15 protein-coding genes are annotated in these 15357 nt (G+C 31.1%); 3 read left to right on the top strand and 12 right to left on the bottom strand.

From position 1 onward, the window contains the following. Positions 1 to 20 precede the first annotated feature (20 nt). Entirely contained in the window at positions 21 to 1271 is a 1251-nt protein-coding gene (locus ACQ65T_RS01910; protein WP_430399418.1) for an ABC transporter permease, read from the top strand. A 66-nt stretch (positions 1272 to 1337) separates the two neighbouring features. On the opposite strand, the gene accD is transcribed toward ACQ65T_RS01910, so the two are convergent. Genes accD through ACQ65T_RS01895 form a run of 3 tightly spaced genes read right to left on the bottom strand, consistent with a single transcriptional unit; the run spans position 1338 to position 5893 of the window. Further along, positions 1338 to 2192 (bottom strand): acetyl-CoA carboxylase, carboxyltransferase subunit beta, encoded by an 855-nt coding sequence (gene accD / locus ACQ65T_RS01905; protein ID WP_430399417.1) that lies wholly within the window; start codon positions 2190 to 2192, stop codon positions 1338 to 1340. A gap of 42 nt (positions 2193 to 2234) precedes the next feature. Then, the gene (gene fbaA, locus ACQ65T_RS01900; RefSeq protein WP_430399416.1) at positions 2235 to 3302 is read right to left on the bottom strand and encodes a class II fructose-bisphosphate aldolase; all 1068 of its coding nucleotides are present in this window, start codon (positions 3300 to 3302) and stop codon (positions 2235 to 2237) included. A 44-nt stretch (positions 3303 to 3346) separates the two neighbouring features. Beyond that, the gene (locus ACQ65T_RS01895; protein WP_430399415.1) at positions 3347 to 5893 is read right to left on the bottom strand and encodes a BamA/TamA family outer membrane protein; all 2547 of its coding nucleotides are present in this window, start codon (positions 5891 to 5893) and stop codon (positions 3347 to 3349) included. A gap of 33 nt (positions 5894 to 5926) precedes the next feature. Between ACQ65T_RS01895 and ACQ65T_RS01890 the strand changes: the two genes are divergently transcribed. Beyond that, positions 5927 to 6655 carry a TrmH family RNA methyltransferase gene (locus ACQ65T_RS01890; protein WP_430399414.1) on the top strand — a complete coding sequence of 243 codons (729 nt, stop codon included), beginning with the start codon at positions 5927 to 5929 and terminating at the stop codon, positions 6653 to 6655. 2 nt (positions 6656 to 6657) lie between these two features. On the opposite strand, the gene ACQ65T_RS01885 is transcribed toward ACQ65T_RS01890, so the two are convergent. The 9 genes from ACQ65T_RS01885 to ACQ65T_RS01845 form a co-directional block, all read right to left on the bottom strand. Then, positions 6658 to 7350 (bottom strand): porin family protein, encoded by a 693-nt coding sequence (locus tag ACQ65T_RS01885; RefSeq protein ID WP_430399413.1) that lies wholly within the window; start codon positions 7348 to 7350, stop codon positions 6658 to 6660. A gap of 1 nt (position 7351) precedes the next feature. Then, a complete protein-coding gene (gene ubiE / locus ACQ65T_RS01880) occupies positions 7352 to 8083 on the bottom strand; it encodes a bifunctional demethylmenaquinone methyltransferase/2-methoxy-6-polyprenyl-1,4-benzoquinol methylase UbiE (protein WP_430399412.1) in 732 nt (243 codons plus the stop codon). Positions 8084 to 8136: 53 nt separating this feature from the next. Continuing rightward, on the bottom strand, positions 8137 to 8622 hold the full coding sequence (locus ACQ65T_RS01875) for a dihydrofolate reductase (RefSeq protein WP_430399411.1): 486 nt from the start codon (positions 8620 to 8622) through the stop codon (positions 8137 to 8139). Position 8623: 1 nt separating this feature from the next. Further along, positions 8624 to 9061 carry an energy transducer TonB gene (locus tag ACQ65T_RS01870; protein WP_430399410.1) on the bottom strand — a complete coding sequence of 146 codons (438 nt, stop codon included), beginning with the start codon at positions 9059 to 9061 and terminating at the stop codon, positions 8624 to 8626. A gap of 10 nt (positions 9062 to 9071) precedes the next feature. Beyond that, a complete protein-coding gene (locus tag ACQ65T_RS01865) occupies positions 9072 to 9896 on the bottom strand; it encodes a thymidylate synthase (RefSeq protein ID WP_430399409.1) in 825 nt (274 codons plus the stop codon). 16 nt (positions 9897 to 9912) lie between these two features. Further along, positions 9913 to 11565, bottom strand: coding sequence for a NupC/NupG family nucleoside CNT transporter (locus tag ACQ65T_RS01860; protein ID WP_430399408.1), 1653 nt, complete (start codon positions 11563 to 11565; stop codon positions 9913 to 9915). Between the two features lie 19 nt (positions 11566 to 11584). Then, positions 11585 to 12214 carry a bifunctional nuclease domain-containing protein gene (locus tag ACQ65T_RS01855; protein WP_430399407.1) on the bottom strand — a complete coding sequence of 210 codons (630 nt, stop codon included), beginning with the start codon at positions 12212 to 12214 and terminating at the stop codon, positions 11585 to 11587. Between the two features lie 192 nt (positions 12215 to 12406). Next, on the bottom strand, positions 12407 to 13375 hold the full coding sequence (locus ACQ65T_RS01850) for an electron transfer flavoprotein subunit alpha/FixB family protein (RefSeq protein WP_430399406.1): 969 nt from the start codon (positions 13373 to 13375) through the stop codon (positions 12407 to 12409). A gap of 46 nt (positions 13376 to 13421) precedes the next feature. Beyond that, positions 13422 to 14168 carry an electron transfer flavoprotein subunit beta/FixA family protein gene (locus tag ACQ65T_RS01845; protein WP_430399405.1) on the bottom strand — a complete coding sequence of 249 codons (747 nt, stop codon included), beginning with the start codon at positions 14166 to 14168 and terminating at the stop codon, positions 13422 to 13424. Between the two features lie 169 nt (positions 14169 to 14337). Between ACQ65T_RS01845 and ACQ65T_RS01840 the strand changes: the two genes are divergently transcribed. Continuing rightward, on the top strand, positions 14338 to 15354 hold the full coding sequence (locus tag ACQ65T_RS01840) for a pyruvate dehydrogenase complex E1 component subunit beta (RefSeq protein WP_430401300.1): 1017 nt from the start codon (positions 14338 to 14340) through the stop codon (positions 15352 to 15354). The last annotated feature ends 3 nt before the right edge of the window (positions 15355 to 15357 follow it).

The following is a 15357-nucleotide window of genomic DNA, read 5'->3' as shown; positions in this document are numbered from 1 at the left end:
ATACATATTGACATCAAATTATGATTTTATATATAAGATTATTAAAAGAAAGTTTAGGCTTTGCTTTAAATGCATTAAGAAATAATAAACTTAGAACTCTTTTATCTTTATTAGGAGTTACAATAGGTATATTTTCTATTATTGCTGTTTTAGCAGCAGTTGACTCTATGGACAAAAAGATTAAAGAGGACTTGAGTGACATGGATTTAAATACTATTTATTTAATGCGTTTTTCTTTTGGCCCTTCAGAAGTAGAAAGATGGAAGCGCGAACAATTTCCGAATGTTACTTATGATGAATTTGAGTACCTAAAAAAATCATTAAAAGGGATAGACAAAATCTCTTTCAATTTGTTTACAAGAAACGAAAATATTAAATACGAATCAAAGACTGTAAACTCAATTAGAGTGAAGCCTTCTACAAGCGACTTTTTTGACATAGAACCTGTTAAAGTTGAGAAAGGAAGACTGTTTAACGAATCAGAATCAAATTCTGGAAATCCAGTAATTGTAATTGGAAGTGAAGTTGCAACAGGTTTATTTGGAGAGTCTGATCCATTAGGAAAGAAAGTACGTCTTTATGGGCAAAAACTTACTGTAATTGGTGTTTTAAAAAAACAAGGTCAAGGCATGTTTGGTGACAGTAGCGATATTGCAGTATTTTTTCCGGTGAACTTTTTAAGAAGAATGTATGGAGATAATAATAAAACTTTGACTCCTGCAATTTTAATTAAACCCGAAAAATCAATTGACATTGATGAGTTTAAGGCGGAGTTAGCACAAAAACTAAGAACTCATAGAGGAGTTAAAACTGGAGAAATTAACAACTTCTTCATGAATGTATTATCAGGATTTACAGATTTCATTGATAATATTGTAGGCCAGATGAATATGATTGGCTGGATTATAAGTCTTTTTTCATTACTTGTTGGAGGATTTGGTATTGCTAATATTATGTTTGTATCTGTAAAAGAACGAACCAACTTAATAGGTATTCAAAAGGCGTTAGGAGCTAAAAACAGATTTATCTTATTTCAGTTTTTATTTGAAGCTGTTATACTTTCTGTAATAGGTGGCTTAATAGGAATGCTACTTGTATGGTTTTGCGCCTTAGGATTAAGTGCAGCACTTGATTTTGAATTTGTTTTAAGTTTTCAAAACATGATGCTTGGAACTGGACTAGCCGCACTTATAGGTCTAATTTCGGGAATTATTCCTGCAATTTCAGCCTCAAAACTAGATCCAGTTGAGGCAATTCGAACTGGTATGTAAAATAATAGCGTCAAAATATAGATAAATAAAAAAAAACCATTCATAATTTGAATGGTTTTTTTTTATTTATCTAAGTTCTTGATTTAAAATTAAATCTATATAAAGATTGATTTTATCTTTCAACTCTTTTCTATGAGTAATAAAGTCAAGGAAACCGTGTTCTAATAAAAACTCAGAAGACTGAAATCCTTCAGGCAAATCTTTACCTGTTGTGTCTTTTACAATTCTTGGTCCTGCAAATCCAATTAAGGCACCAGGTTCACCAATATTAATATCTCCTAGCATTGCATAAGATGCTGTTGTTCCTCCTGTTGTAGGATCTGTACATAGAGAAATATAAGGTATTTTCTCTTCAGCTAATTGCGCTAATTTTGCAGAAGTTTTAGCCATTTGCATTAACGAATAAGCTGCTTCCATCATTCTTGCTCCACCCGACTTAGAAATCATTACGAAAGGAATTTTATTTTCAATTGAATAATCTATTCCTCTAGCAATTTTTTCTCCAACAACTGCTCCCATTGAACCTCCAATAAAAGCAAAATCCATACAAGCAACTACTAAATCATTTCCCTTTGATTTTCCAACAGCAGTCCTTACCGCATCTTTTAAGCCAGATTTTGTAATTGCATCCTTTAATCGTGCATCATACTTTTTTGTATCCTCAAAATTTAAAGGGTCTTTTGATGTCATATTTGCATCCAATTCTTTAAATTTATTATCGTCAAATAAAATTTGAAAATATTCAGCACTTCCAATTCTTACATGAAAATCATCTTCTGGACTTACCCAAAGATTTCTAGCCAACTCGTCAGTATCTATTACTTTACCTGTAGGTGTCTTGTACCACAATCCTTTAGGGACATCTTTTTTATCTTCGGTAGCTGTTTGAATACCTTTTTCTTTTCTTTTAAACCAACTCATATCTTTAATGTATAATGAAAATTATCAATTATCAATTGTTAATTATAATGTGTTTATATTGTTTAGATCAGCAAATGCTTGTTCTAATCTTTTATTAAAAGTTAATTCTCCTTCGCGAATCCATTTTCTTGGATCGTAATGTTTTTTATTTGGAACATCATCTCCATCAGGACTGCCTATCTGTGTTTTTAAATAGTCAATTTTTGAAGTTACATAATCACGAACTCCTTCTGTAAAAGCAAATTGCAAATCGGTATCAATATTCATTTTTATAACTCCATAAGAAATAGCTTCTCTAATTTCCTCTAGAGTAGAACCACTTCCACCATGAAATACAAAATCAATTGGATTTGAGCTTGTATTATAATTTTTCTGGATAAACTCTTGTGAATTCTTTAAAATCTTTGGGGTTAGCTTTACATTTCCTGGTTTGTAAACACCGTGAACGTTACCAAAAGCAGCTGCTATTGTAAATCTAGGACTTACTTTCATTAACTCTTCATAAGCATAAGCTACTTCTTCTGGTTGTGTATATAGTTTAGAACTATCTACATCTGAATTGTCAACTCCATCTTCTTCACCACCTGTTATTCCAAGCTCAATTTCCAAAGTCATTCCCATTTTGCTCATGCGCTCTAAATATCTTTTAGAAATCTCAATATTTTCTTCAATAGGTTCTTCTGATAAATCTATCATGTGAGAACTATATAGGGGTTTGCCTGTTTCTTTAAAGTGTATTTCTGAAGCATCTAATAACCCATCAATCCAAGGTAATAAATTTTTAGCACAATGATCTGTATGCAAAATAACTGTAGCTCCATATGCCTCAGCTAATGTATGGATATGCTTAGCGCCTGCAATTCCACCTAAGATAGCAGATTTTTGATTTTCATTTGACAAACCTTTTCCTGCATTAAAAGAAGCTCCTCCATTTGAAAACTGAATAATAACGGGGGCATTTAATTTAGCTGCTGTTTCTAAAACACCATTAACAGTACTTGAACCTGTTACATTTACCGCTGGCAAGGCAAAGCCTTTTTCCTTAGCATATCTAAAAATTTCTTGTACTTGATCTCCAGTTGCAACACCGGGTTTTATAGAATGGTTCATAGTTGTTTAGTTTGTTTATTTGACAAAAATAATAATTTAAAAAATTAGAATGGGTAATTAATTCCGAAATTTAAAACTGTACGGCTAAAATTTATGTCTCTTAACCAACGTTCCTTTTGTTCTTTAGCAGGATTATATGTTTTATATCCAAAATCTAATCTAAATACAAAATAATTAAAATCATATCTGATTCCAAATCCAGAACCTACCGCTATGTCCATTAATGATTTTAACCCATTGAATGTGTAGTCTTCATCATCTACATGATCTGAAAAATTCCAGATATTCCCCATGTCAACAAAAAGGGCTCCGTGTAAATTTCCAAATAATCTAGTCCTATATTCTCCACTAAAGGCAATTTTAAAGTTAGCCTCGTTAAAATCATTTATAGCTCCACTTTTTCCTGGCCCCAAAGTGTATGCCTGCCAGCCTCTGTTGTCATTTGATCCTCCGGCAAAATAACTTCGAGAAAAAGGAATTGAATTAGCATTACCATAAGGAATTGCAATCCCTGCAAAATTTCTTATAGCAAATACTTTTTGTCGTCCAAGGCTCCAATGTTTTATATATTCAAACTCGGTTTTGAAATATTGAGCATATTCAACACCTAAAAGAGTTTCTTTACTGTTTTCACTTAGAGGTTCATTCACTTCCTTTGCAATTAGGGAAGCTAAATTACCGGCTGTCTCAATTTTTCCTTTTATGGAGTAAAAGTTATTATCTACAAAACCTTTTTGAGTGGTCATATTATAAGTAAAACTCGAAGAAATAATTAAGTTGTTCTCAATCAATCTTTTTCTTCTTTCACCAATACTTCGAATTGACTGATAGTCATTGTCTGAAGGTGCTAAAGATGTTCCTCCTGTGACTACATCTTCAATAAATGCAACCGCTCCAGGAGAGGTTAAATTTCCGTTTGTGTCAACATAATTTATATTTGTATTATACAATTGAGCTAAATCATTTAATCGATCGTATGAAGATGTGTATACATTAAAATAATTACCCACATTTAAGTTTTGAACATATTGAATATTCAACAAATCAAAACGGGCAGAAACATTTTCTTTTGGTAACCAATTATAGCCTAAAACTCCATTGAAGTTGCTTTTATCTAAACCAATATTTCTTTGTCTAGTTAACCCAACACTCATCTGAGTTGTTGGTAACATTTCTTTTTTTATTATCTTCTTTGTACTTAGTGGGAAAAAAATTCTTGGAAAAGTAATTTTAGCATCGGCTCCTATTTCTGAAATATTAAAAAATCTATCATTTGGATTTGCAAAATCTTTAGATGAACCTATTTGCCCTCTTGTAGATAGCTCTAAAATTTCAGCACCTTTAAAAAGATTTCTCCAAGTAGCAGACATGCTTCCAGAAATACCAAAGTTTATTATATTTGAGTAAGTTACATCAATAGATGGCGACCAACTGTATTTTTTTCTAGGGATTAAATAAATGTTTGCAATTAATCCGTTTTCATCGTTTGGGTCTTCAATGTATTCTATGTTAGGAAAATTAAATGTTTTTAAATTACTTATTGACCGTGAAGTTAACGTTCTGTCATTATCGCTAAATAAATTACCCTTTTCAATAAATATTGCATTTGTTAGCGCCTTTGGTTTATAATTTAATTTGCCATCACTATAGATATTGTAATTTTTATAAGTAACGCTGTCTCTAAATTTATCTAAATCTTTCTTACTTGGATTTACTGTGTAGATATTTACATCACTGATGTAGTATATTTTAAAAGGTGTTTTAATTAAAGAATCTCCTTTTTTAACATCTCTATCCTCAATAATTAATTCTGCATTTATTTTATTTATGGTGTCAAAAGTTATAATGTCATATTTTACGTGGTTAACTTGAAAATGATAAACACCATTATTTCTAAATTCTTTTGTTATTCTATTTCTTTCTTCTTCAAAGTCTAATTGTTTAAACCTATTCCCTTTTTTAATTTTAGATTGTTTTCCAGTTTGAGTAAACAACTCATCTAATTCAGGGGTTTCTATATATCTTGAAATTGAATCTAAATATGTTGCTTCTCCTGTTGTTATTTTATAAGTTAATTTGCCCTTTTTGTTTCCAACAGAATCTATAGACGTTTCAATTTTAGAATTAAAATATCCTTGATTAGAATAATATATTTTAAATCTCTCTATGGTTTTATTTGTCTTTTTGGGATCAATAACTACAGGTTTTTCGCCTGTTTTCTTTAAAAAATTACTAAAACCAGAAACAAAAAAAGACTTTCCTAATCGATCTACTTGTTTAGCGGAAAGAAGTTTAGCAAGATTCTCTTTTCTATTGGGCTTTCTGTTCAGCCAATTACTATAAGATGAATCTGGATTTTTTTTGGCTAAATTATAAAGTGAGAGTCTCAATGGGAAACCAAAAAACTTACTATTTGGTTTTTGTAGTAAAATACCATCTGTTATTTCGGTATTGACAACCTCTTCATTAACCAAAATTTCATTTTTAGTTAATAATTGATTTCCGTCAGAAACATTTCTTACTATAGAGCATGAAAAGAATATGCTTACTGTTAGAAATAATAATGCTATTTTTGGTAAATATTTTTTCAATTCATTAAAAAGTTAGTCAAAAATACAATTTTTATGGTTAGTAAAAACCAAATTAAGCTTATTACAAGTTTACAGCAAAAAAAATTTCGTAAACAACATAAATTATTTATTGCTGAAGGTGTAAAGGTAATTCAAGAATTGATTGATGCCAATTATAAACTGAATGATTTATTTACTACTCAAAATGATTTTTCTAATTTAAAAACTGGCAAAATACATGCCATAACACAAGCTGACTTAAAAAAAATAAGCGCACTTACAACTCCGAATACTTGTTTAGCTACTTTTTCAATTCCAGAAAATATAAAAATTGAATTAAACGGACTTGTTTTAGCACTAGATTCGATAAGAGACCCAGGTAATTTGGGAACAATTATAAGACTTTGTGATTGGTTTGGAATTGAAACATTATTATGTTCTGAAGAAACTGTTGATGTTTACAATCCTAAAGTTATCCAAGCAACTATGGGGTCAATAAGTCGTGTTTCTATTGTTTATTGTAATTTAGAGAATGAATTAAAAGAATCAAAGATTCCTGTTTTTGGAACATTCATGGATGGAAAGTCTATCTATAATGAATCCTTACCTCATGAAGGAATTATTGTAATGGGAAATGAAGCTAATGGAATTTCTTCAACAATTGAAAAAATAGTTTCAGAAAGAATTTCTATTCCAAGATTTGGAAATTTACAGCTTACAGAAAGTTTAAACGTTGCGACTGCAACTGCAATAATTTTAAACGAATTTAAAAGACCAAATTAATTTTAATGAAACATGAAATTAATAAAAATCCCTCTTGTTTTCATTTCTTGTACATTGCCTGTCCAAGGGCTATTAGGATCATTATCTCTTATTAATTCGTCATTCATACTAAATATACCTTTAATAGTTGGCGAAAATTTAAAATACTCAAAGTACAAATCAATTCCAAATCCAAGTTCGTAGAAATTACTCCATTTTGTCATTCTAAATCTGTCATTTGAATTGTCATCTGGAGAATCTGCATTACTTCCGAGGTTTAAAGCAGTAGCTAATCCTGCAGTTAGATAAGGCCTTATGTTTCCTGTTCGTTTAGATGAAAATTTAAGTATAAATGGAAAATATATATAAGTTGATTTTACTTCTCTTAATTGGTCAACAGGATCTGCTATATTTGGATAGGTTAAATTTCTTTGTGTAATAATCAGTCCAGGTTCAAATCTAAAATCAACAAATTCAGTCAATCGTAAATTCCCAACTAAACCAACATTAAATCCGATTGTGTTTTGTACTTCAATATCTTGACCCACAGACAAATAATCAGTTTTAAAGCCTAAATTGTTAAAACCTAAATAATAGCCATAATGCATTTTTTGCTTGTCAAAATTCTCCTTATTTATTATAGGATCTTTGCCAAACATTCCTCCTTGAGAATATAGAGATGAAGAAATTAAAAATAAAAAAATATACTTTTTCATGTTACTTTTTAGATGCATGATAAATTGTTGCCACACCAAATGTTTGTAGTAAATGTTCTACATCTATAAACCCAACTTTTCTTAAAATATTGTTTAAAGCTTCTCCAAAAGGAAATAAATTAGCAGAATCAGATAAATAGGTATAAGCCGCTTTGTCTTTTGAGAACAATTTACCAACTAAAGGTAAGATGAATTTTGAATGAAAAGCATATCCTTGTTTAAAAGGGAATTTTGTTGGAACAGATGTTTCAAGAATTACAAAAACACCGTTTGGTTTTAAAACCCTTAAAATTTCAGCCAAACCTTTTTCTAAAGTTTCAAAATTCCTTACTCCAAATGCAACAGTAATAGCATCAAAATAATTATCCGGATAAGGAATATTTTCACTATCGCCTAAAACCATTTGAATTTTTGAGTCTAATTTTCTTTCAGTAATTTTCTTTTTTCCAACTTCAAGCATTCCTGCAGAAATATCTAAACCGATTATTTCTTCAGCTGAAGTACTTGTCATTAAAATTGCTAAATCGCCAGTTCCAGTTGCAATATCTAAAACCGTGTTTGGATTTTTTGCCGCTACTAATTTTAGCACTTTTTTACGCCATTTTACATCGATTCCAAAAGAAATTACTCTATTTAAATCGTCATAATTTCCAGAAATTGTATCAAACATTTGAGCCACTTGCTCTTTTTTACCTAAATCTGAATCTTTATATGGTGTAATGTTTTTTGACATGTTTTTTATTTTGAAAGACAAAAATACAATTATTAATCAATTTGTTAAATTAATTAAGCTTTAACATACGTTAAATAAGTAAAGTCGTATTTATGCTTTTCGTCTTTAGGATGAAATTCTTCACTAACTAATTCCCATTTTTCGGCATCAATTTCAGGAAAAAAAGTATCTGCATCGATGCAAGTATGCACCCTTGTTAACTCTATTTTGTCAGCATCATCAATAGATTGCTTGTATATTTGTCCGCCTCCAATTATGAAACTTTCTTCATCTTTAGGGCAAATATCAATCGCTTTCTTTAAGCTACTCACCACAATACAACCATCAGGAACAACATAATCTTTTTGACGTGTAATAATAATATGCGTTCTGTTTGGCAATGGCTTTGGAAAACTTTCAAATGTTTTTCTTCCCATTATAATAAAATGACCTGTTGTTAATGCTTTGAAACGTTTAAAATCATCTGGCAAATGCCAAACCAAATCATTGTCTTTTCCAAGAGCATTGTTTTCTGAAGCAGCAGTGATTATTGTAAGCATATTATTTCAATTTAAAATTAAGTGGCATAGCATATCTAACATTAACAGGCTTACCTCTTTGAATGCCAGGTTTCATTTTTGGTAATAATGAAAATATTCTTCTTGCTTCTGTTTGTAAAATAGGATCAGCACCTCTTGTTTGAACATCAACAACATTCCCTTCTTTATTAATGATAAAAACAACATTAACTCTACCTTGAATATTACGTCTTAATGCTTTTTTTGGATATTTAAAATTTGCTTTAATATGTTCGCTCATTTTATTATTAAAACAATCTATACTTTCTTTTCTCTCAATATTTTCACAGCCAGGAAAAACAGGAATTTCTTCAATTGGCACAAATGTAAATTCTTTAATATTTTCTTCTACTGGTACTTCAACTTGGCTGAATAAACAAACAGGTAAAAATAAAAGAATAATAAATATTATGTTTTTCATTTAAACTAATTTAAACAGCAACAGCGCCTTTAATATGAGGATGAGGATCGTAACCTTCTAAAGTAAAATCGTCAAAAGTAAATTTCAAAATATCTTTCACTTCTGGATTAATTTTCATCATTGGAAGTGCTCTACATTCTCTTGTAAGCTGTAATTCTAACTGTTCTATATGATTGTTATAAATATGAGCATCGCCAAAAGTGTGGATGAACTCTCCCACTTGTAAATCACAAACTTGCGCAATCATCATGGTTAATAATGCATAAGATGCAATATTAAAAGGAACTCCTAAGAATATATCGGCACTTCTTTGGTACAATTGACAACTTAACTTACCATCGGCAACATAAAATTGGAAAAACGCATGGCACGGTGGCAAAGCTGCTTTATTATTTGCTACATTTTCCGAGAAAGAAACAGAGGTGTCGGGTAAAACACTTGGGTTCCAAGCGGAAACGAGCATTCTTCTGCTGTTTGGATTAGATTTTAAAGTGTCTATTAATTCTTTAATTTGGTCAATTTCCTCACTGTTCCAGTTGCGCCATTGATGACCGTAAACTGGACCTAAGTCACCATTTTCATCAGCCCATGCATCCCAAATTTTAACTCCGTTTTCTTGAAGATATTTAATATTCGTATCGCCATTTAAAAACCAAAGTAATTCATGAATAATTGATTTTAAATGAAGTTTTTTTGTTGTAACCATTGGAAAACCTTCACTTAGATCAAAACGCATTTGATAACCAAAAACACTTAATGTTCCTGTTCCTGTTCTATCGCCTTTTTGATTTCCGTTTTCTAAAACGTGCTTAACTAAATCGTGATACTGTTTCATTTTGTTTGTTTAGTAATTATCCAATAATCATTCCAGCAATTGTAGCCGATAAAAGAGAAGCTAAACTTCCTCCAATTACAGCTTTCAAGCCAAATTCTGACAGTGTTTTACGTTGGTTTGGAGCTAAAGAACCAATTCCACCAATTTGAATTCCAATAGAAGCAAAGTTGGCAAATCCACACAACATATAGGTTGCCATTATTACTGATTTTTCGAAAGTAAAATGAATATCATTAGCTACATTTTTCAATTCAGCAAGTTGAATGTATCCAACAAACTCTGAAGCGGCTAATTTAATTCCTAATAATTGTCCCATTAACATCATATCTTCTTTTGCAACACCAATTAACCACATTAATGGCGAAAAGATAATTCCTAAAATAGTTTCGAGTGAAAAAGCAGTATATGGAGTATATTCAGATATTAAAGCATTCAAACCGGTTAAGGCTCCGACTTTTCCAAGTGTAAAATTTATTAATGCTATAAAAGCAATAAATACTAATAACATTGCTGCAACGTTTGCTGCTAATTTCAATCCTTCAGTAGTACCAGTTGCAATAGCATCTAATACGTTAGAACCTATTTTATCTTTTGTTACTTCAACTTCTGTATTGATTATTTCTGTTTGAGGATATAAAATTTTTGAAATCACAATTGCTCCTGGAGCAGCCATAACTGAAGCGGCTAATAAATGTCGAGCAAACTCGGCTTCAAGCACTTTGTCTCCTCCTCCTAAAAACCCTATATAAGCAGCCAGTACTCCACCTGCTACAGTAGCCATTCCGCCAATCATTACAAGTAGAATTTCACTTTTATTCATTTTTTCTAAATAAGCTTTTATCAACAAAGGGGCTTCCGTTTGTCCTAAAAAGATATTTCCTGCTACAGATAAACTTTCTGCTCCAGAAATTTTCAAAAGTTTTGTTAATCCTTTAGCCATGAATTTTACAACAATTTGAATTATTCCTAAATAGAATAATAACGATGTTAAAGCTGAAAAGAATATAATTGTAGGTAATACTTGAAAAAGAAAAATGAATCCAAAACTCTTAATGTCCATCATTCCGCCAAGAAGAAATTCACTTCCAGCACGAGTAAACTCTAATACTTTGGTGAACATTTTACCTACGATATCAAAAAACATTTGAACAAAAGCAACTTTAAGTATTCCAAAAGCCAACACTAATTGTGCAAACAAACCAATTCCAACTGTTTTCCAATTAATTGCTTTTCTGTTTGCGCTGAATAAAAATGCCACTCCAAAAAGAGCTATCATTCCTAAAAAACCACGACCAATTCCTGTCGCAGTCATGCCTCCACTTGGAATTAAAACAGCCTCACTCTTTGGCTCTTTTACTTTATTTGAGGCAAAAAAAGAATATGCTTTTCCTTTAGTTTTTAGAGTTAAAGTAGTGTCTGTTGCAGCTTCAATTACGAATCTTTTTGTAGGTGAATCGGAATTATTTTCAAATAAAAATAAATACTTATCTTGAACTAAGTAATCTCCTTTTTGAAACAAACTATCAGACGATAATTTCAATTGATAACTTCCTTCATTTAGCTCTAAATAATCGTTAGCGCCTAATTGCCATTTTTTTTCAATTTCTTGAGCATTCATTGTCAAAAAACCAAGACAAATCACTAATGTTAAAATTATTTTTTTTATCATGTTACGCGTTGATTATTTTTTAAGATTCTTTTTTTGAGATTTCATCTCTAATTTTAGCTGCTCTTTCGTAGTCTTCATTTTGAACAGCTGTTTCTAACTTGCTATATAGTTCTTCTAAAGTGTTTGAAGTGTAGTCTTCAACATTTGATATAGTATCTTCAACATCTCCAAAAACCTCGGTTTCTGTTAATGAACCATCTTTTTCAATCTCTGTCTTTTCGGCTTCAGTTGGATTAATTTGAAGATATATTCCGGCTTTATCCAATATATTTTTATAGGTAAAAATTGGTGCATTAAAACGTAATGCTAAAGCAATTGCATCAGAAGTTCTTGCGTCAATAATTTCTTCTATTTTATCTCTTTCGCAAATAATACTAGAAAAGAAAACGCCGTCAACTAATTTATGAATAATTACTTGTTTTACGATGATGTCAAATCTATCTGCAAAATTTTTAAATAAATCGTGGGTTAAAGGTCTTGGTGGTTTTATTTCTTTTTCTAATGCTATAGCAATAGATTGTGCTTCAAAAGCACCAATTACAATAGGCAACTTTCGCTCTCCATCAACTTCATTTAAAATTAAAGCATAAGCTCCATTTTGAGTTTGACTGTATGAAATCCCCTTTATAGTTAGTTTTACTAAACTCATATTTTATTAATTCAATACCTTTTGCATGTTCTTTTAAAAATAAACATACTTAATTTAGACTATAATCTATTACAAATATAATAAACCCAAAATGCTTTTTAATGATATGTGGTCAAAAATAAAAAAAAGAGCCATTTAAACAAAGATAACATGTATCAAAGTTAAATGGCTCCTTAAATAAGTTTGTATTTATTAAGCGTTGTTTGCTTTAAAAGCTTTTAATTTTTCAATTAGCGCTGGCACAACTTCAAAAGCATCACCAACAATACCATAATCTGCAACTTTAAAGAAAGGTGCATCTGCATCTGTATTGATAACTACTTTTACTTTAGAAGAATTAATTCCTGCAATATGCTGTATTGCTCCAGAAATTCCTACAGCAATATATAAATTTGCGGCAACTGGCTTTCCAGTTTGTCCAACGTGTTCACTATGTGGTCTCCATCCAATATCAGAAACTGGTTTTGAACAAGCAGTTGCAGCACCAAGAACAGAAGCTAATTCTTCAATCATTCCCCAGTTTTCTGGACCTTTCATTCCGCGACCTGCAGAAACTACAATATCAGCATCAGCAATAGTAACTTTTCCAGATACTTTTTCAACGCTTTCTACTTTTACTCCAAAGTCATTATCATTTAAAGTAGGATTAAAATCTTCTTCTGTTAAAGTTGAAGAAGTTTCAATTAATCCAAAAGAGTTTTTAGCAATTCCAATTACTTTGAATTCAGTCCCAATTTCAGTCACATTAAATGCTTTATTTGAAAAAGCAGTTCTTTTTACTTGAAATGGTGATGTGCTAACTGGTAATGCAACAACATTTGAAGCATAACCTGCGTTTAAACCCACAGATACTAGTGGGGCAAGATATAAACTGTCTGTAGTTGAAGATAAAACAAGTAATTTAGCTCCTTCCTTTTCAGCAGCTTGTTTTACCACATCTGCATAAGCCTTTGCGTTAAATGAATTTAATTTGTCATTTGATATTTTAAGAACTTTGTTAACGCCATATTTAGATAATTCAGAAACATCTGATGCGTTTACAGTTACAGCTGTTACAGAAGTACCCATAGATTCTGCAACTTTCTTTGCGTAAGAAGCTAATTCAAAAGCTACTTTTTTAATTTTTCCTTCTGCTGATTCAGCATATATTAATATAGACATATCTATTTAAATTTTTTAAGTTATAGTGATTATAAAATGCTAATTCTTAAATCACTTTTGCTTCGTTATGTAATAAACTTACTAACTCATCTAAATTATCAGCAGAAACTAATTTAACTGCAGATTTAGGAGCAGGTTTTTCAAATTTAACTGCTTTTGTTGCTGCAGCATCTGAAGTAGGCTCAATAACAGTTAAAGCTTTCGATCGGGCCATCATTATACCTCTCATGTTTGGAATTCTTAAATCTTTTTCTTCAACAAGGCCTTTTTGTCCTCCAACAATTAAAGGTAAACTAGTTGATAAAGTTTCTTTTCCTCCATCTATTTCTCTAGTCGCTTTTACATTAGAACCATCTATTTCTAAACCAGTACATGAATTAATAAAATTAAATCCTAAAAAAGAGGATAACATTCCAGGAACCATTCCGCCATTATAGTCTAATGATTCTTTTCCAGCAATTATCAAATCATAATTACCTTGTTTTGCAACTTCAGCAAGTTGTTTAGCAACAAACATTCCGTCTGTGGGGATTGCATTTACTCTTATTGCTTCATCAGCACCAATAGCTAATGCTTTTCTTAATGTAGCTTCAGCGTCAGCTCCTCCAACATTGACAACCGTTACACTTGCTCCACTTTGTTCTTTTAAGATCACAGCCTTAGTTAAACCAAACTCATCATTAGGATTAATTACAAATTGAACACCATTTGTGTCAAACTCTGTATCACCATTAGTGAAATTGATTTTTGAGGTAGTATCAGGCACGTGACTGATGCAAACTAATATTTTCATTTTCTATTTTTATAAGTGAATATTAACGCCACGAAATTACAAAATAAAATCAAAATAAATACTATGCACGCATAATAAAATTATCTTAAAATTAAACATTTGCTTTACAAAATAGTAAATAACATCTTTTAAGCCTTTTTTTTGAGATATATATAATATAATTTTTACTATTTTTGCCTTTCAAAACAAATTAAATAAGTCAAATTTAATGAGAACTATACAATTTAGAGAAGCTGTTTGTGAGGCAATGAGTGAAGAAATGCGTCGTGATGAATCTATTTATTTAATGGGTGAAGAAGTTGCTGAATACAACGGTGCTTATAAGGCATCTAAAGGAATGCTTGATGAATTTGGTCCAAAAAGAGTTATAGATACACCAATTGCTGAATTAGGTTTTGCCGGAATTGCTGTAGGCTCAGCGATGAATGGAAACCGTCCTATTGTTGAATTCATGACATTTAACTTTTCATTAGTTGGTATTGATCAAATTATTAATAATGCCGCAAAAATGCGTCAGATGTCTGGAGGACAATTCAACATGCCTATTGTTTTTCGTGGACCAACAGCTTCGGCAGGCCAGTTAGGAGCAACACATTCACAAGCATTTGAAAACTGGTTTGCAAATACACCAGGTTTAAAAGTTGTTGTGCCTTCAAATGTATATGACGCTAAAGGTTTATTAAAAGCTGCTATTAGAGATAATGATCCGGTTATCTTTATGGAATCAGAACAAATGTATGGAGATAAAGGCGAAGTGCCTGAAGGAGATTATGTGTTGCCTTTAGGAGTTGCTGACATTAAAAGAGAAGGAACTGATGTAACGATTGTTTCATTTGGTAAAATAATCAAAGAAGCTTTTCTTGCTGCTGATGAATTAGTAAAGGAAGGAATTTCTTGTGAAATTATTGATTTAAGAACAGTTCGTCCGATGGATTATGACACGATAATAAATTCAGTTAAGAAAACAAATCGATTAGTCGTTTTAGAAGAAGCTTGGCCATTTGCTAGTGTAGCTTCGGAAATCACATACATGGTTCAAGAACGTGCATTCGACTTTTTAGATGCGCCTATTCAAAGAATTACAACTGCAGATACTCCTGCGCCATATTCGCCAGTTTTATTAAAAGAATGGTTGCCAAATGCTGATGATGTAGTTAAGGCAGTAAAAAAAGTTACTTATAAATAAATA

Source organism: Flavobacterium sp. (genome assembly GCF_965284515.1).
Taxonomy (GTDB): domain Bacteria; phylum Bacteroidota; class Bacteroidia; order Flavobacteriales; family Flavobacteriaceae; genus Flavobacterium.
Note: the sequence above shows the minus strand (reverse complement) of the source record. Positions and strands in the feature narration are given on the sequence as shown.